Source organism: Streptomyces sp. NPDC090088, from assembly GCF_044747345.1.
Classification (GTDB): domain Bacteria; phylum Actinomycetota; class Actinomycetes; order Streptomycetales; family Streptomycetaceae; genus Streptomyces.
The window spans coordinates 31,091-48,559 of record NZ_JBIVDZ010000018.1 but is presented as its reverse complement, the minus strand read 5'-3'; the positions used below and the strand labels follow the sequence as shown (position 1 = coordinate 48,559).

Below are 17,469 nucleotides of genomic sequence, written 5' to 3'. Positions count from 1 at the left end.
CAGCAGCGCGCCGAAGGGCTCGGGCCGCACCGAGACCTGCGGATGCAGGTCCCAGGCACGGTCCAGGTCCATCGCGCGGTCGAGGTCCATCGCGGACATCCGGCGGCGCCTAGTAGACGCCGCACATGCCGTCGATGGAGACCTCCTCGATCAACTCGTCCGCCTCGACCAGCGGCTCGTGGGCGGCCGCCTCGTCGGCGGTGACCTCGGCGGTCTGGGCGGTCTGGAGCTCGTTCACGGGCCCTCCTCGGGCGGTTCCAGGGCGGTGCGGGGTCTGCGCCGGTCATGTTCGGCTCGGCTTCTCGGAGGGTAACGACACCGGGTGTCAAAAGTGAAGACCATGTTGCATCTTTTGTTATTCGATTTCATATACGATGCTGTGGTCGCGGTGCAGGAGGCGAAGCGAGGTATGAGCCGAACACGAACCGGCCCGGCGGGCCGCCCCGATGTCGTCGTGGTGGGGGCGGGAGCCAGTGGTGCCGCCCTCGCGGCCCGCCTCAGCGAGGACCCCGCCCGTACGGTGCTGCTGCTCGAAGCCGGGCCGGTGCCGCGCCACTTGACGGCCTTCGGCGCCGAACTGCTGGACGCCCGGCTGGTGCCCGGCGCGCAGCCCGGGCACGCCGCTGTACGGCCGTACTCGGTACACCTCACGCCGAACCGCCCGTATACGGTGCCGCGTGGGCGCTATCTCGGCGGATCGACCACGGTCAACGGCGGTTACTTCATCAGGGCCCGGCGGGCCGACTTCGACCGCTGGTCCGCGGTGGGCGGTGCCGCATGGTCGTACGACCGCCTGCTGCCGCTCCTGCGCGACTTGGAGAACGACCTCGACCACGGTGCCGACGACCTGCACGGCGACCGGGGGCCGGTGCGGATCCGGCGCACGGATCTACGGCATCCCGCCGCAGCGGCGTTCCGGGCGGCCGCGCGTGAGCTGGGCTTTCCGGAGGAGCCCGACAAGAACGCCCAGGGTGCCCCGGGATTCGGCCCGGTTCCTTCCAACGCCGTCGACGGACGGCGCGTCAACACGGGGATCAGCTACCTGCTGAGCGCGCTCACCCGGCCCAACCTCACGGTGGTTGGGCACAGTTCGGTTAGGAAGGTGATCACCAGGCACGGCCGGGCCACCGGCGTGGTGGTCGAACGCGACGGTGTGTCCACGGTCCTGGAGGCGGGGGAGGTCGTCCTCTGCGCCGGGGGATTCGGGTCCCCGCATCTGCTGCACCTGTCCGGAGTGGGACCGCGTGCCGCTCTCGAACGACTCGGCATCCCGCTCGTCCAGGACCTGCCCGCCGTGGGCGCGAGGCTGAGCGACCATCCGCAACTCGTGCTGGAATGGACGCCTCGGAGGCCTCTCGCCGAGCCCGCCGACACCTGGCTCGGCCCCGGGCTGCACTTGTCGTCGTCGGACGGAACCCACACCGGCGATCTGGAGATCCTGCAGTCGCTCGTTCCGATGGCCGGGCTGGTCGGCGGCAGGACGGCGGTTCCCGGTGCCCCCCTGGCGTTCCTCGTGTCCGTCCAGTCGCCGCGAACCGGCGGAAGTCTGCGCACGGTCTCCGCCGACCCGGAGGACCAGCCGCTGATCGAGTACGGCTATCTGGCCACGGCCGAGGACCGGCGACGGCTGCGTGAGGTGGTCCGCACCACCGCGGAGCTGATCGCCACGCGTGCCTTCGGCGCAGCCTCCCTCGGCCTGCTCGAGCCCGGTCCGCGCACGCTCGGCGACGAACGGGCCCTGGACGCATGGGTGGCCTCGCATCTCGGCACGTCCCACCACACCTGCGGCACCGTGCCGATGGGACCCGCAGACGATTCACGTTCCGCCGTCGACCCCTTCGGCAGGGTGCACGGCATCGCCGGACTCCGAGTGGCGGATACCTCCATCCTGCCCACGGCTCCGCTGCGCGGCCCGGCGGCGACCGCTGTCCTGATCGGCGAACTGGTGGGCGGGGCCATGCGCGGCGAACTGCCCTGACCGGTGGGGCCGTGCGCCCGCCAGGACGCCGGCCCTGGTCAGGGACTGCCGATTCAGGCCGATGACTCCCGCCGCCTGGCCCGGACCACTTCTCGGAACGCCCCCATGTCCGGCTCCGCGTCGCTGGACACGGAGAACTGCGAACGTCCCCAGTTGTCAGACCACTTCGGTCTCGCGCTCGATGGCCTGGAGGCGGTTCCTGAGCAGGTCCCCACAGTTCCGGCATCTTTGCCCGCACCCGATACGCCAGGTCACTCATTCCTTCAAGGTGCTCAACAGGCCTACGGCGAACAGGACTTCGGAAACAGGTATTCAGGTGATCGGGCTGGCGTTTGCCGTCTCCTGGCGGGCGAGGAGGCCGGAGGCGGTTACCGCTGCGGTGCGGCGCAGCAGGTCGATGAAGTCGATGCGCATACCGGACAGTGCCGGGTCGGAGGCGTAGGCGGCCTGTACGGCTTCCGAGGGGTGGCTGCAGGGCCAGGCCGTCATCGCCATCAGCAAAGTGGTCTCCACGAGGGCCACCGCGCCGTCCGGGCCGAGTTCGGGCAGGTGCCGTGCCACGAGCCGAACCAGTGCCTCGATCGACTGCCGTGCGGCGAGCTTGTGGCCGATGGCGGCCTCGGTGGAGATGTTGTGCTCCAGCACCGCGGCCTGCGTGCTGAGCAGGTCACACAGCACCGGACGTGCGGACATGGAGACGGCCAGGAGCTCGGCGAGACGGTCCCCGCGCTCACGCGGCGTGCCCTCGCCGGGCAGCTCGGTGGCCTCCAGCGCGGTGATCCAGTCCTTCACCTCGGCGTCGAGCAGGACGAGCAGGACGGCTTCGCGCGACTCGAAGTAGCGCAGCACGTTCGCCTTGGCCAGGCCGACGCGTCGGCTCAGCTCGTTCAGGCTCAGCTGCGCGACCGGCATCTCGGTCAGCATCCCGGCGGCGGCCTCAAGAATCTGCCGGCGTCGCTGGGCGCGCTGCTCGTCGGTACGTGCTCGCTGGAAAGCCATGTCCACATATTACATACCGTCGGTACTTTGATAAGTGACCGGCGGTACGTTACCGTGGAGCGGAGACAAGATACCGGCAGTACGTAATAGGAGTCCGTCATGTACCAGGTCCCTGACCAGCACGGAAAGCTCGCCGTCGTCACTGGCGCGAACAGTGGCACCGGCAAGGCCGCCGCCAGTGCCCTCGCCGCAGCGGGAGCCACGGTGATCCTCGCCGTGCGCACCGTCACCAAGGGCGAGCAGGCCCAGCGCGACATCCTCACCGCCCACCCCGGCGCCCAGGTCGAGGTGCGTCACCTCGACCTGGCCGACCTGGACACCGTCCGCGCCTTCGCCGACGGCCTGATCGCCGACGGCAGGCCGCTGGACCTGCTGCTGAACAACGCCGGCGTGATGATGCCCCCGGTGCGCCACGAGACCAAGGACGGCTTCGAGCTGCAGTTCGGCAGCAACTTCCTGGGCCCCTTCGCCCTCACCGTCCGACTGCTCCCGCTGCTGCTCAAGGCCCTCGCACCGCGGGTGGCGACGATGAGCAGCGGCCAGGCCGCCCGCGGCACCGTCAACTTCAACGACCTGAACGCGGCCGACGGCTACAAGGCGATCCCCGCCTATGCGCAGTCCAAGCTCGCCGACCTGCTGATGAGCCAGCACCTGGCCGACCTCGCCGTGCAGAACGGGTGGCGGCTGCTGTCCGTCGGCGCGCACCCGGGCAGCGCCCGCACCAACATCGCCGCCAACGGCCCGACCATGGGCGGCCGCCCGCCGCTGCTCCTGCGGATCCTCGGCCGCATCGTGCCCTCGCAGGACGCCACCGGCGGCGCCCAGCCGCTGCTGCGCGCGGCCACCGACCCCGAGGCGAAGCAGGCCGCCTACTACGGGCCCCGCTGGTCCATGGTCGGCCCGCCGGTCGTCGCGAAGCTGCCGCGTACGGCCGCCGACAAGCAGGTCGCGGCCCGGCTGTGGGCCGAAGCCGAAAAGCTCACCGGCGTCTCCGTACCCGCCGGCCTCTGAACCTCGCCCGCCCCGGCCCACCGCACCCATCGGCCACCGACCCCGTCGACAGGACGCCATGCCCGCTCAGATCGGCGCGCACCGCGCGAGAGCTCTCACCGGGAGCCTCCTGCTCATACTCAACCCGCTCCTGTACATCACCGCGGAAGCGGTGAGTGCGGCAGCCTGGAGACGCCCCGCCTACCGCTACGGCGTCAACGCGATCAGCGACCTCGGCGTACCCAGCTGCGGCGACCTCGCCGGACACCCGGTCTGCTCACCGATGCACGCCGTCATGAACACCGCCTTCATCACCCACGGCGTCCTGTTCACCCTCGCCGTATGCCTTCTGGCCCCGCTTCTGCCGCAGCGGCCGGGCCGCCGGGTCCGCATCCTCGGCATCGTCACCGGGGTCGGGCTGCTGCTGGTCGGCACCTTCCCCGGTTCCCCCGAGGCGGTCGCCGACGGCACCATCGCCCTGCACACCTCCGGCGCCGCGCTCGCGATCTTCGGAGGCAACCTCGCCGCGATGGCCGCAGGTGCCGGCCTGTGCCGGCAGGCACACCGACGTCTGGGCATCGCGCTCGTGGTCCTGGGCGCCGCCGGGACGGTCAGCGTGGTGGTCATGTTCGTCTGGGCGGCGATCGTCGCCTCCTCCGGCGTCATCACGGGTGTCGCGGTCGCCGAACGCGCCTCGGTCTACACGATCATGTCCGTCGAACTCCTCGTCGGCATCGCCGCGTTCGCCGCGATCCACCGCCGGGCCCGTCGCAGAACCGACAGTGCGCTCAGGGAAAGGAGCAGGACCGCATGAAGGTAGTTGTCTTCGGCGGGAGCGGCCTCATCGGCGACGGCTTCCTCCAGGAGAGCCTGCGGGCCCCCGACGTCACCGAGGTCGTCACCATCGGGCGTACACCGCTGAGCCTGACGCACCCCAAGCTGCGCCAGGTCCAGCACGCCGACTTCCTCGACTTCACCGCGACCACCGAAGAGCTGCGCGGCGCCGACGCCTGCTTCTGGGGCCTCGGTGTCTCCTCGGCCGGTCTGAGCCCGCAGGACTACGAACGCATCACCTACGACTTCACCGTGGCTGCGGCGCGCACGCTCGCCAAGGTCAACCCGGCCTTGACGTTCGTCTACGTCTCCGGCGGCGGCACCGACAGCACCGAGAAGGGCCGCAGCCGCTGGGCGCGGGTCAAGGGCCGCACCGAGAACGCGGTCATCGCCACCCTCCCCAACGGCTACGCGTTGCGCCCCGGCTTCGTGCAGCCCTCCCACGGCCTGCGGTCGAAGACCGCGGCCTACCGGTGGGCCAACACCCTCGTCACCCCGCTCGCTCCGCTCCTGCGCCTGCTACGGCTCGCGCCCGTCCTCATGACCAGCACCGCGCAACTCGGCCAGGTCGCACTGCACCTCGCCCGCCACGGCTACTCCCGCCACGTCCTGGAGAACCGCGACATCGTCACCGTGGCCACACAGGCCCCAATCCACGCGTGACGGCGAGTGCGCCGCCACGATGCGGGCGTCCAGCCGGAGTCCGGCCGGTCTCGCTGATCAGCTCACGCCACCTGCCCCGACGCTGCGTTCGTGGTTGGCCACGGTCCTCGGCGTGACCAGAAGAAGTTGGCGACCTGCCCTGCTCGTCGCGGGGATGGCTCTCATCGCGATCCAGATGCGACAGCACTTGTTCAGTGGTTTGGGAGGTGCTGGTCCCACGCCATGTTCGAAGTTCACGACAGGCGACAGCACCTGGGCACGGGCAATGCGGCGCTTCGCCGTGCCCCGGTCCGGACTCTGCCGGAGAAGGACGTGCCGCTGGCTGGTCCAGGCCGTCAGTGCTCGCTGGAGAGGATCTCCTTGACCTCGCGCAGCGCGTAGGAGACCAGTACGTAGCCGGCTGTCGGGTCGGCCGACCAGAGGCCGGCCAGAGAATTCAGCAGGAGGCCGAGCACCAGCAGGTACACCGCCACGCACGTGTCGAAACGGCGCCGTCGGCTCGGAGAGACCGGCGGGCAGCTCAGCTGTGCCCCGGCGGCTGTGGCTGTGCTGGGGATCGTCGCGTTCCTCCTGACGGCCACAAACAAGCCCCTGGAGAGCGGCCTCCGTGTCCCAGGGCGCCTGGGACAGTCCTCGTGAGCGGCCGCTCCCTCCGGCGGCAGCGAGTGACGTCCGCTGTGGGAGACGTCAGCCCAGGTCGGTGGGGAGATCGAGTGCCGGCGTGACCCATGCGAAAGCCTGGTCGACCAGCTTGTCCATGTCCTTGGTGCCGTCGCTGTCCACCCAGCGGCGCAGCCCCGTCTGGAATGCGGTGAGCGCAACGCCCGCGGCGAGAGCGGGGCGTAGGTCGGCGTCGGGATCCAGCCCGGTACGCCGGGCGAGGATGCCGGTCATCTCGGTCTGCCACTGCGACTGCCGCTCCAGGAAGCGGGCCAGCAGGGCCGGCGTGTCGAGGATCAGCCTGCTCACGCGCAGCGTCTTGTCCGGATTGCCGATGCTCAGGGAGGTGAACACCGACAGGGCGTGGCGCAGCGCCACCGCGGGGGGTTCGTCGGTTGGCCGGGCGCGCAGTTCCGCGCACAGGTGGACGCCCGCTTCAGCGAGCATGTGCACGATCACGTCTTCTTTGGAATCGAAATACCGCGAGAACGTGCGGCGTGACATTCCCACGGCGGCCACGATCTGGTCGACCGTCGTCTCCTCGAATCCCTGGTCGGCCAGCAACTTGACCGCGGCTTCGGCCAGTTCGCCACGTACCAGCTGACGTTTGCGCTCCGCCATGTTGGCCGTCGGGCCCGTGTTCGTATCCACCACGACACCGATGCTACCTCGCGCTAGTCGAGGCGCACTAGGCCTTGGTTGACGCATTGTGTCATTAGTGGCAGTCTGAGTCTCATGACAGACAGCGAGTGGACCGCAGCCCGCATCCCTGACCTGGCCGGGCGGACTTTCGTCGTCACCGGGGCCAACAGCGGTCTCGGCCTGGCCACCACCCGGCACCTCGCCCGCCACGGGGCGCACGTCGTCTTGGCCGTTCGGGACGAGGCGAAGGGCCGCCGGGCCGTCGCCGGCCTCAGCGACGCCCAGCCCGGCGTGAGCCTGGAGGTGCGCAGTCTCGATCTCGCCGACCTGGACTCGGTCGCGGAGTTCGCCGCTCGCCTCCATGCCGACGGGGTGCCGGTGGACGTCCTGGTCAACAACGCGGGGGTGATGGCGCCGCCCCGCGCGCTGAGTCCGCAGGGTCACGAGATGCAGTTCGCCGGCAACCATCTCGGCCACTTCGCCCTCACCGGCCTGCTGTTGGACCTGTTGCAGGCGGGGCGCGATCCGCGCGTGGTGACGGTCAGCTCGATCGGGCACCATGGCGGCCGTATCCACTTCGACGACCTGACCGGCGCCCGGGACTACGCACCGGTGAAGTACTACGACCAGTCGAAGTTCGCCAACGTCCTGTTCGGCCTGGAACTCGACCGCAGGCTCCGTGCGGCAGGCAGCCCGATACGCAGCCTGCTCGCCCATCCCGGGATCTCGGCCACGAACCTGCAGAGCACCGGCCCGACCGGCCTGATCCGGGTGGGTGGCGCGCTCGTCAAACGGTTCTTCGCCCAGGACGCCGAGATCGGCGTCCTGTCCCAGCTTCGCGCTGCGACCGCGCCCGGCGTCGAAGGCGGACAGTTCTACGGCCCCGACGGCTGGAAGGAACTTCGGGGGCACCCCACGGTCGTCCGTCCGGATCCCGCGGCCGAGGACCCCGACACCGCACGCCGGCTGTGGGACCTGTCCGAGGACCTGACCGGTATCCGCTACGCCATCGCCGCCTCGGCATGATCAGGGTCACCGGCATGCCCCGGCGACATACGCGAACCCCGCACGCGGCCGGCCGCCGGTGAGAACCCCATGCCGGGGCCGTCATCGGGGCCGGTTTCCCGCCCTGGCATACGAAATGCCCCGACCGGATCCCCAGGGCAATTTCGGGAACACACTGCTTCGTTCGAGCTGTTCGGGCTTCACAGGAGAACGCCACGCGGGCCTCCGGTACCGGACCGCGGGGATGACGATTTTGAGGTCGTCGAGGATGCCGACCGATTCCTGCGGGAGACCCTGCCGGCGCGAGGCCGGGCGGAGCCGACGACGAAGGCGTACGCCGAGGGTCTTGTCTTCGTCTTGCGCTGGTGCGTGAGCGCGGGGGCCCGGCAACGGCGGGCAGCGCCAGGTCGCCGTGCCGCACTCGGTCTTGGAGCAGACCCACGAACCGAGGGGCCCGCCACCGCAAGCGCGACGGCAGTTCCCCGTACCGCCATGGCCGTCGTGTCCGCTGGTCTTGGCGGTCGAACGCGGAGTGAGCACACATGATGAAGCCCGAACGGGCCGATGAAGTGGAGGCCGGCCGCGCGGTCAACCGTGAGCTGACCCGGGCACTGCGGCGAGGAGTTGGGGGCGGGTGGATCGCCGAGGTGACCCGGACGACGCTGCTCCCTCTCGGCCAAGGCTGATTGCGTCCTCTTGAGAAGGCAACGGTGGCTCCCCCCTGCCAGGGGATGGCCTGCGGGACGAGTGTGCCCGCCGCCCGGAGTCAGTCGGGCGGCGGCGGTGCCTGCGTCGTGGTCAGTTGTGTCGCGATGGTTGTGAGGCGTTCGGCCAGCGCTCCGGGGCCGACTCTCGTCATGGCGGTGAGTTCGATGGTCGCCGTCGCGTGACGGAGCGGTCTGAAACGGACGGCGGGGCGTGACGCGGAGGCCGCGGCGGGCACGACGGTGACGCCGAGCCCGCACTCGACCATGGAGATCTGCGAGGTCACCGACCGCGCCCAATGGGCGGGGGCAGGGCTGAACCCTGCCGCTCGGCAGATGGCCGCCATGGCGTCGTGGTAGTCGGGCGAGATGTGGCGGTGCAGCCACACCCACGGGCCGCCCGCGAGGTCCGCCAGATCCAGTGGGCCGACGGCATCGGCGGCCGGGTGGCGGAGGGGCAGGGCCGCGACGAACCGATCGGCGAAGAGCGAGGTCGCCATGGTGCCGCGCACGGGCGCGGTCTGGCGCACGATCGCCCAGTCGAGCGAGCGGTCGAGGAGCCCGGCTGCGGCCTCGTGGGTGTCGATCTCCTGGGTGCGGATCTCGACGTCCGGCAGGGCTTCGTGGAACCGGTCCAGGACGAGCGGCAGGGGCCACGAAAAGGCGGAGGCGACCGCGCCCAGGCTCAGCCGACCGCCGCGCCCGGTGGCGGCCTGACGGGCGGCGGCTTCGGCTTCCTCGGCGTACCGGATGAGGGTGCGGCAGTGGTCCAGGAACACGGCTCCGGCAGGGCTGAGCGCAACCGACCGCTGAGTGCGGTGCAGCAGTTCGCAGCCGAGTCGCTGTTCGAGCTGCTTGATCGCCTGGGACAGCGGTGGCTGGGACATCTGCAGCCGCTCAGCCGCGCGGCCGAAGTGGAGTTCCTCGGCGACCGCGACGAAGTACCGGGCCTGCCGGATCTCGACCATGATTCGCACAGCCTCTTACTGAGAGATGAAATCAGACCTTCCGAATATAGCTGGAGGCTGTTGGAGTGGAAGCCATGAGCAACTCATCTCTCCTGGACCGCTTCGCGGCACTCGACTCCGCCGCGGTCAGCGACGCGCTCGACCAGCTGGGGCTTCCCTCCGGAGTCGGCGGCATCCGTCCGGCGTGGGGTCCGGCGGCCGTCGTGGGATTCGCCGTCACCGTGAAGCTCGAGCCGCGCAACGAAGGCCCTGCCGGCGCCCACATCGCCACCACGGCCGTCGAGAACGCGGACGACCAGAGCGTGATCGTCGTCGACAACCAGGGCCGCACCGACGTGTCGTGCTGGGGCGGCATCCTCAGCCTGGGCGCGTCCCTCCGTGGTGTTCGCGGTGTCGTCGCCGACGGCGTGTGCCGCGACCTGGCGGAGGCCCGTGAGCTGGGTTTCCCGGTGTTCTCGCGGGGCTCGATTCCGGCCACGGCGCGGGGCAGGCTGCGGCAGCGCTCCACCGGCGAGCCGGTCGGCATCGCCGGGCTCACGGTTGCGCAGGGCGACGTCGTCCTCGCCGACGAGACCGGTCTCGTCGGCGTCCCGCGGGGCCGGGCCGAGGAGGTGGCGGAAATCGCCGAGGCGATCGTCGGCCGGGAGCGCGCCATCGCGGACGAGGTACGTGCGGGCGCACCCCTCTCCCAGGCCATGCACGACGCCCGCCTCGCCGGAGAGAGGGAGGCGGCCCGATGAGTGACCCCACCGGCGCCTGGAATCTCACCGCCGATCTGTCCACCGCGTCGGTCTCCGACGCCCTCGACTCGCTCGGGCTCCCCGGATCCCTGCACGGCATCGGCGCGCTGCGTCAGGGCCAGCGGGCCGCCGGACCCGTCTTCACCGTCACCTATGAACCGGTCGACGAGGCCGGCGGCACGGTGGGCGACTTCCTCGACGACGTCCCCGCCGGCGCGGTGATCCTGATCAGCAACGCCGGCCGCACAGACTGCACGGTGTGGGGCGGCATCATGAGCCGGACCGCCCACGCGCGCGGTGTCGCGGGCACCGTCATCCACGGCACCTGCCGCGACGTCGCCGTCGCGACCGACGCCGGCTACCCGATCTGGTCGGTCTCCCGGTTCATGCGCACCGGCAAGGACCGCGTCCGGGTGGCCGCGGTCCAGACGGCCGTCACCATCGACGGCGTCCTGATCCACCCCGGCGACATCCTCGTGGCCGACGACGACGGCGCCGTGGCCGTCCCGGCCGCCCGCTGGGACGAGGTCGCGGACATCGCCCGGCGTATCGACCACGTCGAAGATGCCATCGTCCAGGCCGTCCGGGACGGCGCCGCACTCATCGAGGCGCGTGCGCGGCACGGCTACCACTCGCTCCAGACCCGGAAGGACCCCTCGTGAGCACCAACGACCTCGCCCGCGGCCATTCCACCGCGACCCTGTCCGAGGCGTCCGGGCTCCCCGTGGCACTGTCGCCGCGGATCCGGTCGCTGTGGGCCGGTGCCCGGCTGTGCGGCCCGGCCTTCACCGTGCAGGGCGCCGGCGGCGACAACCTCGCCCTGCACCACGCCGTACTGCAGGCACCGCCAGGGTCGGTCCTGGTCGCCGACGTCGGCGGCGCCCGCTTCGGCCACTGGGGCGAGATCCTCACCGTGGCCGCCCAGCACCGGGGGATCGCGGGCCTGCTCATCGACGGCGGCGTCCGGGACGCCGCGGAGACCGAGGCCCTCGGCTTCCCGGTCTTCTCACGCAACAACGCGATCCTCGGAACCCGCAAGGACTTCCGCGGCGTGTGCGGGCGGTCCGTCAGGATCGGCGGCGTCACCGTCCGGACCGGCGACCTCGTCGTCGGAGACGTCGACGGAGTCGTGGCACTTCCGGTGTCCGACAGCGAGCGGATCCTCGACCGCGCCGACGCACGCGCGGCCCACGAGAACGAGTTGATGAAGCGGCTCCGGGAAGGCCGCAGCACCCTCGACCTGTACAACGACTTCGAAGCTGCCGGGCGGTGACGACACCGATGACGGACAATCCGATCTTCGCCGTGGCCGCCAGAGCGCAAGCCCTGCGGGCCCAGGGCGTGGACGTCATCACGCTCGCCGCCGGAGAGCCCCAGGCAGCCACCAGCGCCATGGTCGTGGAGGCCGCCGTCGGCGCCGTCCGCGACCCCGCCACCCATCACTACGGAACGGCCCAGGGCGACCCCGCCCTGCGCGCGCTCGTCGCCGCCGCGGTCACCGACGGCACCCAGCTCCCCTGGAGCGCGGACGACGTCCAGGTCGCCCTCGGCGCGAAGCACGCCCTCTTCCTCGCCACCCAGGCCCTGATAGACGCCGGCGACGAGGTCCTGGTGGCCGCGCCCGGCTGGCCCGGCCACGCCGAGGTCGTCACCGCTGCAGGCGGTGTCGCCGTCCCCGTCCCCACCGATGACCAATTCCGGATCTCGGCCGAGGCACTCGACAACCGCCGTACCCCGCGCACCCGTGCGGTGATCTTCTCCAGCCCTGGCAACCCCACCGGCGCCGTCCACCCAGAGCCCCGACTGCGGCAGATCGCCGACTGGGCACAGCGGCACCGCGTCTGGGTCATCAGCGACGACATCTACCAGGCATTCGACTACACCGGGACCTACCGGTCGATCCTCCGTGCGGCTCCGCAACTGCGCGCCCGCACCATCGTCGTGGGCGGAGTGTCCAAGGAACACGCCATGACCGGCTGGCGCGTCGGCTGGCTCGCGGCGCCGCCGGAGATCATCGCCTCGGCGCGGCTCCACGTGTCCCGCACCATCACCCACGTCCCGACGGTCAACCAGCGGGCCGCCCTCGCCGCCCTGGGCGACACCGGCACCCCCGTCGAGGCCGCCCGCGACTACCGGCGCCGGCGCGCGCTGCTGGTGGAGGCGCTGAACGGGATCGCCGGCATCGACTGCCCGCTGCCCGACGGCGGCATGTTCGCCTTCCCCGACGTCACCGGACTGCTCCGGGACCGCGGCTGGGCCGGCAGCACCGAACTCGCCGCCTGGCTCCTCGACATCGCCCATCTCGCGGTCGTTCCCGGCGAGGCGTTCAACGCCCCTGGACGCATCCGTGTGTGCTTCGCCGTCGACGACGAAACTCTGAGCACCGCGATCGGGCGACTGCAGACCGCCCTCGGGCCCACAGCGCACGAGACGACCGTTCGACAGACCGAGGAGGCCCGATGAGCCCCGTCAGGAAGCTCGAACGCTTCACGCTCCCCCTCACCGTCGGCGCAACCCGGATCGAGGTATCCGGCTTCCACCGCGGTGGCACCGGCACGCCTCTGGTGTTCCTGCACGGCTTCGGCTCGACGAAGGAGGACTATGCGGACGTCGTCCAGCAGGAACGGCTCGCCGACCACCCGGTCCTGGCCTACGACGCGCCCGGCTGTGGCGCCAGCACGTGTGCGGACCTCGACGCCGTCTCCGTCCCCTTCCTCGTCTCCGTCGCCGAGCAGGTCCTCAAGGTCCGCCAGATCGAGCGGTTCCACGCCGTCGGCCACTCGATGGGCGGCCTGACCGCACTCCTGCTCGCCGACGGCGAGCCCGGCAGGATCGCGAGCTTCACCAACATCGAGGGCAACGTCGCACCCGAGGACTGCTTCCTCAGCCGGCAGATCGCCACCCACTCCCACGACGATCCCGACGAGTTCCTGGCCCGGTTCGCCGAACGCGTCGCAGGATCACGCTTCTACGGCGGAGCCCTGTACGCGTCGAGCCTTCCCCACAAGGTCCGGGCCGCAGCGGTCAGGACCATCTTCGAGTCCATGGTCGACCTCTCCGACCACGGCAAGCTGCTCGACCGGTTCCTTGGACTCCCCGCGCCGAAGACGTTCATGTACGGGGAACAGAACAACGCCCTGTCCTACCTGCCCGCCCTGGCGGAAGGCGGTGTCGAACTCGCCGAGATCGAGCACTGCGCCCACTTCCCCATGTACTCCAACCCGACACAGATGTGGGCCCACATCACCGACCTCGTCTCACGCGCCGACGCCGACTCTTGAGAAGACACCCACCCGGCGCGCGGCGTCCTTCGCCCACTTCGCCGTGCCCGAACCAAGTGCCATGCCGAGCGGGCATCGGGCGATCACTGCGTGTTATCGGACGTTCTCGGTGATCAGTGCGCACCATGGGTTCGCCCGGTCGCAGCCCCTCGTCGGCCACCGCCACCTCGGCGGCGGCGTTCGCTGTGGCACGTCGCTCCGAAAGAACGGACCAGGTTGTCCGGCATCCACGCCCGACTCGCCGAGCGAGGGCTCCGTCTGCCGAAGCCGTCGGCGCCTGACGGCACCGACGTCCCCGGTGGAGATCGAGACGCTGTTCGAGGTGGCGCCGTGAGCGGGAAGAACGTCGAGGCGGGCGTCGTGCCCGGCTTCGGGATCGACGCAATCCGCGAGGCCGCGGTCCGGCTGTCCGGGCGCGTGGTGCGGACAGGGCGTGGATCCTGGTCACGTGCGGCTGCCGGCGTTGATCGAGGAGTTCGGCTCGTTGAGCGTGGCCGCTCATGGACGGCAACCCACGCCTGGTGTCGTGACGCGGCAGATGGCCAGGGCCGAGTGCGAGTGGCAGGTGCCTCTCGTCGTGCGCGAGCCGCCGGGAGCGGGGCCCACCGAGGCCGGTGCGGTGCTCGCGAAGCACGGACGGGTCGTCGAGGAAGCGGCGCGGCCTTGGTATCGCTCCCGGCACTGACCAACACCCTTGGTGACCCAGGTCGACACGACGTTCACCTCGCTGGTGCATGTTCCTCGGGCTGCTGCGCGACGTCGTACGCGAGCGCACCACCACCGGGACCGGCCCGCGGGCGGTGGCTGACGGTCTCCACGCGGACGCGGACGCGGACACGGAGGCGGGCCGTGCCCTCGATCACCGTCCGCCTCCGTCCCCACACACCGCACGTACGCCCGGACCCCGGTGCGGTGTGGGGCCCGGACGGCACGTCCACGCCGCGGCGTGCGGCCCGGCGGCCCGCGTCAGAACCCGTCGGGCCCGCTCCAGTACCGGTTTGTCGACCATGTGCCCGTCCACCGTGGTGACCGACTCGGCCGCGCCGAGGACTGCGCGCGCCCAGCGCAGTTCGCCCTCGGTCGGCGCGAACCCCTCAGCCACTGCGGGCAGTTGGTCCGGGTGGATGCACAGCTTTCCGGTGAAGCCCAGACGCCGGGCGTGGGCGATGTCCGTGCGGAGCGCGTCCGGGTCTCGTACGGCCGTGGTGACGCCGTCGACGGGTGCGCAGCCGCCCGCCGCTGCCGCGGCGAGGACCAGCTGCGAGCGGGCGTGCAGCAAGGCCTGGTGGTCGTCGTGGGCGACGCCCAGCTGGGTGGCCAGGTCGACGTTGCCGAAGGCGGCCCGCACGACGCCGGGGACGGCGCACACCTCACGGGCGCGCTCGATACCGAGGGCGGTTTCGAGCAGCGGGAGGATCCCGCAGCGCCCGCCCGTGCGGGCACTGATGCCGGCGAGGACGGCAGGGTCCTCGGCCTTGGGCACCATGACCGGGCAGCCGTGCTCCGCAGCCATGCGCAGGTCGGTCTCGGACCAGCGGGTGCCGGGCGGGTTGACGCGTACGACGGCCCGGTTGCCGAGGGCGAGCCATGCGGCGGCATGGCCGCGGGCGCCGTCCTTGTCCTCGGGTGCGACGGCGTCCTCCAGGTCGATGATGACCAGGTCCGCGCCGGCTGAGGCCGCCTTGTCGAAGCGGTCGGGCCGACTGCCGGGCACGAAGAGCAGGCTCCTGGCGGTGGCGATGGGGTCGCTGTCCGGCGGGCTCATGCGAACGTCACCTCCGCGGTCGCGTGTGCCGCCTCCCGGTGCGTGGCCACGTGCAACCGGGCCCGCCCGCCGGTGAACGTGCCGTCGGCCACCAGGTGTTCGCCGGCGAACACCGGCCGGTGCAGCCGGAAGGACAAGGACCGCACCTGCTGCTCCGGGGCGCCTCGACGGACCGGTTCGAGCATGAGCAGGGCCAGCAGCGGGCCGTGGACGACGAGGCCGGGATAGCCCTCCAGCTCGCGGCAGTACGGGGTGTCGTAGTGGATGCGGTGCGCGTTGGCGGTGAGTGCGCTGAAGCGGAACAGCAGCCTCGGATCCGGTTGCAGGCGCAGCTGCCACGGACCCTCGGCCGTCGGGACGCTCTGGGCGTCCAGCGCTGCCGGGTGCTGCCCGGCGCTGCGGCCCGAGCGGTAGACGATGTCCTGCTCCTCGACCAGGCAGAGGCGGCCGCCCTGCCGGAACTCCTGGCGTTCGGTGACGAACAGCAGCTCGCCGGTGCGTCCCTGCTTGGGTGTGATGGCCTGCAGGCTGCTGACGCGTTCTGCCGGTTCGCCCAGCCGGAGCGGTTCGGTGATCTCGCAGCGGCCGCCCGCGAACATGCGCTGCCGGTCGGGGACGGGCGGCAGGAAGCGTGCTTCGCGCAGGTGCCCGTCGGGGCCGAGTTCGTGCTGGGCGGGCCAGTTGAGGAAATGGAGCCACTGCCACAGCGGTGGCAGCGGGTCCCCGGACTTGGCGGCGGGGTCGGGCAGGTCCAGCAGGGCCGACAGGGCGGCTGCCGGGCCGGGCGCCAGGTCGTCCTCGTCCGTTGCCGGTTCGGGATGCCACGACTCCACGTAGGAGGCGAGCGGGGTGGTCATGTCTCAGCTTCCCTGGGGGGTGGGTGTGGTGGTCAGGCCGGAGGGAGCTGCCGCCGTCCCGGCCTCCAGCAGGGAGGCGCGGGACGGTTCGCGTACGAGCACGGTGGCCAGGAATGTCAGCGCGATGCACGCGGTGACGTACCAGAAGAAGACGATCTCGTGGCCGCTCTTCTTCAGGGCCAGTGCGATGGGTTCGGTCAGGCCGCCGAAGGTGGCCGTGACCAGGGCGTGCGGCAGTCCCACGCCGAGCGCGCGCACCTTGGTGGGGAACATCTCGGCTTTGATGATGGCGGCCAGGGCGGAGTATCCGCTGGTGAAGGCCAGAGCGACGGTCATGAGGAGGAAGGCGAGCCACGGACTGCGAGTGTGTCCGAGGACGGTCATGATCGGCACGGTCAAGAACATGCCACAGAGGGAGAAGCCGAACATGACCGGGCGTCTGCCGATCCGGTCCGACAGCGCTCCCGCGGCCGGTTGCAGCAGCATGTAGACGAACAGGGCGCAGAAGCCGACGAGGGAGACCGTGGACTTGCCGAGGCCGGCCGTGTTGACCAGGTACTTCTGCAGGTAGGTGGTGTAGGTGTAGAAGGCGACCGTGCCGCCGATGGCCAGTCCGAACACCGCGAGGATCTGGCGCGGGTACTCCCGGAACAGGGCGATCAGACCCTTGCGTTCCTCGACGGCCGGGTCCTGGCGGGTCGTCCTGGCCTGCTCCTGCCGGAACTGCTCGGATTCCTCCATCGACCGGCGCAGGTACATCACGGCCAGACCGGCCGCGGCGCCGATCACGAACGGGATCCGCCAGCCCCAGCTCTTCAACTGCGCGTCGGTGAGCGTGTTCTGCAGGCCGATCGCCACGACCAGGGCGGCGAGCTGGCCGAGCACGATGGAGACGTACTGGAAGCTGGAGTAGAAGCCGCGCCGGCCCGCGGGCGCGATCTCGGCGAGGTAGGAGGCGCTGGACCCGAACTCGCCGCCCACGGAAAGACCCTGGGCCAGCCGGGCGACGACCAGCAGGAGCGGTGCGCCGAGGCCGATGGTGTCATGGCCCGGAGTCAGGGCGATGGTGAGCGAGCCGAGGCTCATCAGGGTGACCGACAGGGTCAGTGCCCGGCGGCGGCCGTACCGGTCCGCGTACGCGCCGAGGAGCCAGCCGCCGAGGGGGCGCATGAGGAAGCCGACGGCGAAGACGACTGCGGTGGACAGGAGTTGGGCCGTCTGGTTGCCCTTGGGGAAGAACACGGAGGCGAAGTAGACGCTGAAGGTGGCGTAGACGAACCAGTCGTACCACTCGATCAGGTTGCCCAGGCAGCCGCGTATCACGTTCGCGGTGACCCGGGAGCGGCCGGGGAGGGAGGTGCGGCTCTGCGACATGGGAAGCTC

The 17,469-nt window shown here is 70.9% G+C and carries 19 protein-coding genes; 11 read left to right on the top strand and 8 right to left on the bottom strand.

What is annotated here, in order from left to right:
• Positions 1–109 precede the first annotated feature (109 nt).
• On the bottom strand, positions 110–238 hold the full coding sequence (gene mftA / locus ACIPSJ_RS51470; RefSeq protein ID WP_401357315.1) for a mycofactocin precursor MftA: 129 nt from the start codon (positions 236–238) through the stop codon (positions 110–112).
• 171 nt (positions 239–409) lie between these two features.
• Between mftA and mftG the strand changes: the two genes are divergently transcribed.
• The gene (gene mftG, locus ACIPSJ_RS51465) at positions 410–1,978 is read left to right on the top strand and encodes a mycofactocin system GMC family oxidoreductase MftG (RefSeq protein ID WP_401357312.1); all 1,569 of its coding nucleotides are present in this window, start codon (positions 410–412) and stop codon (positions 1,976–1,978) included.
• A gap of 312 nt (positions 1,979–2,290) precedes the next feature.
• Here mftG and ACIPSJ_RS51460 read toward each other — a convergent pair whose 3' ends face one another.
• Entirely contained in the window at positions 2,291–2,977 is a 687-nt protein-coding gene (locus ACIPSJ_RS51460) for a TetR/AcrR family transcriptional regulator (protein WP_401357309.1), read from the bottom strand.
• Positions 2,978–3,076: 99 nt separating this feature from the next.
• Here ACIPSJ_RS51460 and ACIPSJ_RS51455 point away from each other — a divergent pair, with 99 nt between their 5' ends.
• The 3 genes from ACIPSJ_RS51455 to ACIPSJ_RS51445 are packed head-to-tail and all read left to right on the top strand — an operon-like array spanning position 3,077 to position 5,464.
• Positions 3,077–3,988 carry an SDR family oxidoreductase gene (locus ACIPSJ_RS51455; RefSeq protein WP_401357306.1) on the top strand — a complete coding sequence of 304 codons (912 nt, stop codon included), beginning with the start codon at positions 3,077–3,079 and terminating at the stop codon, positions 3,986–3,988.
• Between the two features lie 58 nt (positions 3,989–4,046).
• The gene (locus tag ACIPSJ_RS51450) at positions 4,047–4,781 is read left to right on the top strand and encodes a DUF998 domain-containing protein (RefSeq protein WP_401357303.1); all 735 of its coding nucleotides are present in this window, start codon (positions 4,047–4,049) and stop codon (positions 4,779–4,781) included.
• Entirely contained in the window at positions 4,778–5,464 is a 687-nt protein-coding gene (locus ACIPSJ_RS51445; protein WP_401357300.1) for an epimerase, read from the top strand. Before ACIPSJ_RS51450 ends, ACIPSJ_RS51445 begins: the two co-directional genes overlap by 4 nt.
• Positions 5,465–5,799: 335 nt before the next feature.
• Here the strand turns inward: ACIPSJ_RS51445 and ACIPSJ_RS51440 are convergent, their stop codons facing one another.
• The gene (locus tag ACIPSJ_RS51440; protein ID WP_401357297.1) at positions 5,800–5,937 is read right to left on the bottom strand and encodes a hypothetical protein; all 138 of its coding nucleotides are present in this window, start codon (positions 5,935–5,937) and stop codon (positions 5,800–5,802) included.
• A gap of 214 nt (positions 5,938–6,151) precedes the next feature.
• A complete protein-coding gene (locus ACIPSJ_RS51435) occupies positions 6,152–6,745 on the bottom strand; it encodes a TetR family transcriptional regulator (protein WP_401357318.1) in 594 nt (197 codons plus the stop codon).
• A gap of 114 nt (positions 6,746–6,859) precedes the next feature.
• Between ACIPSJ_RS51435 and ACIPSJ_RS51430 the strand changes: the two genes are divergently transcribed.
• Positions 6,860–7,792: an oxidoreductase gene (locus tag ACIPSJ_RS51430; RefSeq protein WP_401357294.1), complete on the top strand. Its 933-nt coding sequence runs from the start codon at positions 6,860–6,862 to the stop codon at positions 7,790–7,792.
• Positions 7,793–8,537: 745 nt separating this feature from the next.
• Here ACIPSJ_RS51430 and ACIPSJ_RS51425 read toward each other — a convergent pair.
• Positions 8,538–9,443 (bottom strand): LysR family transcriptional regulator, encoded by a 906-nt coding sequence (locus ACIPSJ_RS51425; protein ID WP_401357291.1) that lies wholly within the window; start codon positions 9,441–9,443, stop codon positions 8,538–8,540.
• A gap of 74 nt (positions 9,444–9,517) precedes the next feature.
• Between ACIPSJ_RS51425 and ACIPSJ_RS51420 the strand changes: the two genes are divergently transcribed.
• From ACIPSJ_RS51420 to ACIPSJ_RS51395, 6 genes are all read left to right on the top strand, one after another.
• On the top strand, positions 9,518–10,183 hold the full coding sequence (locus ACIPSJ_RS51420; RefSeq protein WP_401357288.1) for an RraA family protein: 666 nt from the start codon (positions 9,518–9,520) through the stop codon (positions 10,181–10,183).
• Complete coding sequence (locus ACIPSJ_RS51415) at positions 10,180–10,845, top strand: RraA family protein (protein ID WP_401357285.1); 666 nt, start codon at positions 10,180–10,182, stop codon at positions 10,843–10,845. Before ACIPSJ_RS51420 ends, ACIPSJ_RS51415 begins: the two co-directional genes overlap by 4 nt.
• Positions 10,842–11,456, top strand: a complete 615-nt coding sequence (locus tag ACIPSJ_RS51410) for an RraA family protein (RefSeq protein ID WP_401357283.1) — start codon at positions 10,842–10,844, stop codon at positions 11,454–11,456. The genes ACIPSJ_RS51415 and ACIPSJ_RS51410 overlap by 4 nt, the downstream gene beginning before the upstream one ends.
• Positions 11,457–11,464: 8 nt before the next feature.
• A complete protein-coding gene (locus ACIPSJ_RS51405) occupies positions 11,465–12,646 on the top strand; it encodes an aminotransferase class I/II-fold pyridoxal phosphate-dependent enzyme (protein WP_401357280.1) in 1,182 nt (393 codons plus the stop codon).
• Positions 12,643–13,464: an alpha/beta fold hydrolase gene (locus tag ACIPSJ_RS51400; RefSeq protein ID WP_401357277.1), complete on the top strand. Its 822-nt coding sequence runs from the start codon at positions 12,643–12,645 to the stop codon at positions 13,462–13,464. Before ACIPSJ_RS51405 ends, ACIPSJ_RS51400 begins: the two co-directional genes overlap by 4 nt.
• Before the next feature lie 433 nt (positions 13,465–13,897).
• On the top strand, positions 13,898–14,149 hold the full coding sequence (locus tag ACIPSJ_RS51395) for a LysR family transcriptional regulator (RefSeq protein ID WP_401357274.1): 252 nt from the start codon (positions 13,898–13,900) through the stop codon (positions 14,147–14,149).
• Positions 14,150–14,323: 174 nt separating this feature from the next.
• Here ACIPSJ_RS51395 and ACIPSJ_RS51390 read toward each other — a convergent pair whose 3' ends face one another.
• From ACIPSJ_RS51390 to ACIPSJ_RS51380, 3 genes are read right to left on the bottom strand one after another with little or no spacing between them, the layout of a single operon-like run.
• On the bottom strand, positions 14,324–15,229 hold the full coding sequence (locus ACIPSJ_RS51390) for an HpcH/HpaI aldolase/citrate lyase family protein (protein WP_401357271.1): 906 nt from the start codon (positions 15,227–15,229) through the stop codon (positions 14,324–14,326).
• A complete protein-coding gene (locus ACIPSJ_RS51385) occupies positions 15,226–16,086 on the bottom strand; it encodes a hypothetical protein (RefSeq protein ID WP_401357269.1) in 861 nt (286 codons plus the stop codon). Before ACIPSJ_RS51385 ends, ACIPSJ_RS51390 begins: the two co-directional genes overlap by 4 nt.
• 3 nt (positions 16,087–16,089) lie before the next feature.
• A complete protein-coding gene (locus tag ACIPSJ_RS51380; RefSeq protein ID WP_401357267.1) occupies positions 16,090–17,460 on the bottom strand; it encodes an MFS transporter in 1,371 nt (456 codons plus the stop codon).
• Positions 17,461–17,469: the final 9 nt, after the last annotated feature.

Excerpts from the sequence above, each read along its gene's own strand:
- ACIPSJ_RS51385 (WP_401357269.1), bottom strand. The coding sequence starts at position 16,086 with ATGACCACCCCGCTCGCCTCCTACGTGGAGTCGTGGCATCCCGAACCG.
- ACIPSJ_RS51415 (WP_401357285.1), top strand. The coding sequence starts at position 10,180 with ATGAGTGACCCCACCGGCGCCTGGAATCTCACCGCCGATCTGTCCACC.
- mftG (WP_401357312.1), top strand. The coding sequence starts at position 410 with ATGAGCCGAACACGAACCGGCCCGGCGGGCCGCCCCGATGTCGTCGTG.
- ACIPSJ_RS51435 (WP_401357318.1), bottom strand. The coding sequence starts at position 6,745 with ATGGCGGAGCGCAAACGTCAGCTGGTACGTGGCGAACTGGCCGAAGCC.
- ACIPSJ_RS51380 (WP_401357267.1), bottom strand. The coding sequence starts at position 17,460 with ATGTCGCAGAGCCGCACCTCCCTCCCCGGCCGCTCCCGGGTCACCGCG.
- ACIPSJ_RS51425 (WP_401357291.1), bottom strand. The coding sequence starts at position 9,443 with ATGGTCGAGATCCGGCAGGCCCGGTACTTCGTCGCGGTCGCCGAGGAA.
- ACIPSJ_RS51400 (WP_401357277.1), top strand. The coding sequence starts at position 12,643 with ATGAGCCCCGTCAGGAAGCTCGAACGCTTCACGCTCCCCCTCACCGTC.
- ACIPSJ_RS51405 (WP_401357280.1), top strand. The coding sequence starts at position 11,465 with ATGACGGACAATCCGATCTTCGCCGTGGCCGCCAGAGCGCAAGCCCTG.
- ACIPSJ_RS51455 (WP_401357306.1), top strand. The coding sequence starts at position 3,077 with ATGTACCAGGTCCCTGACCAGCACGGAAAGCTCGCCGTCGTCACTGGC.
- ACIPSJ_RS51450 (WP_401357303.1), top strand. The coding sequence starts at position 4,047 with ATGCCCGCTCAGATCGGCGCGCACCGCGCGAGAGCTCTCACCGGGAGC.
- ACIPSJ_RS51420 (WP_401357288.1), top strand. The coding sequence starts at position 9,518 with ATGAGCAACTCATCTCTCCTGGACCGCTTCGCGGCACTCGACTCCGCC.
- ACIPSJ_RS51445 (WP_401357300.1), top strand. The coding sequence starts at position 4,778 with ATGAAGGTAGTTGTCTTCGGCGGGAGCGGCCTCATCGGCGACGGCTTC.
- ACIPSJ_RS51430 (WP_401357294.1), top strand. The coding sequence starts at position 6,860 with ATGACAGACAGCGAGTGGACCGCAGCCCGCATCCCTGACCTGGCCGGG.
- ACIPSJ_RS51460 (WP_401357309.1), bottom strand. The coding sequence starts at position 2,977 with ATGGCTTTCCAGCGAGCACGTACCGACGAGCAGCGCGCCCAGCGACGC.
- ACIPSJ_RS51390 (WP_401357271.1), bottom strand. The coding sequence starts at position 15,229 with ATGAGCCCGCCGGACAGCGACCCCATCGCCACCGCCAGGAGCCTGCTC.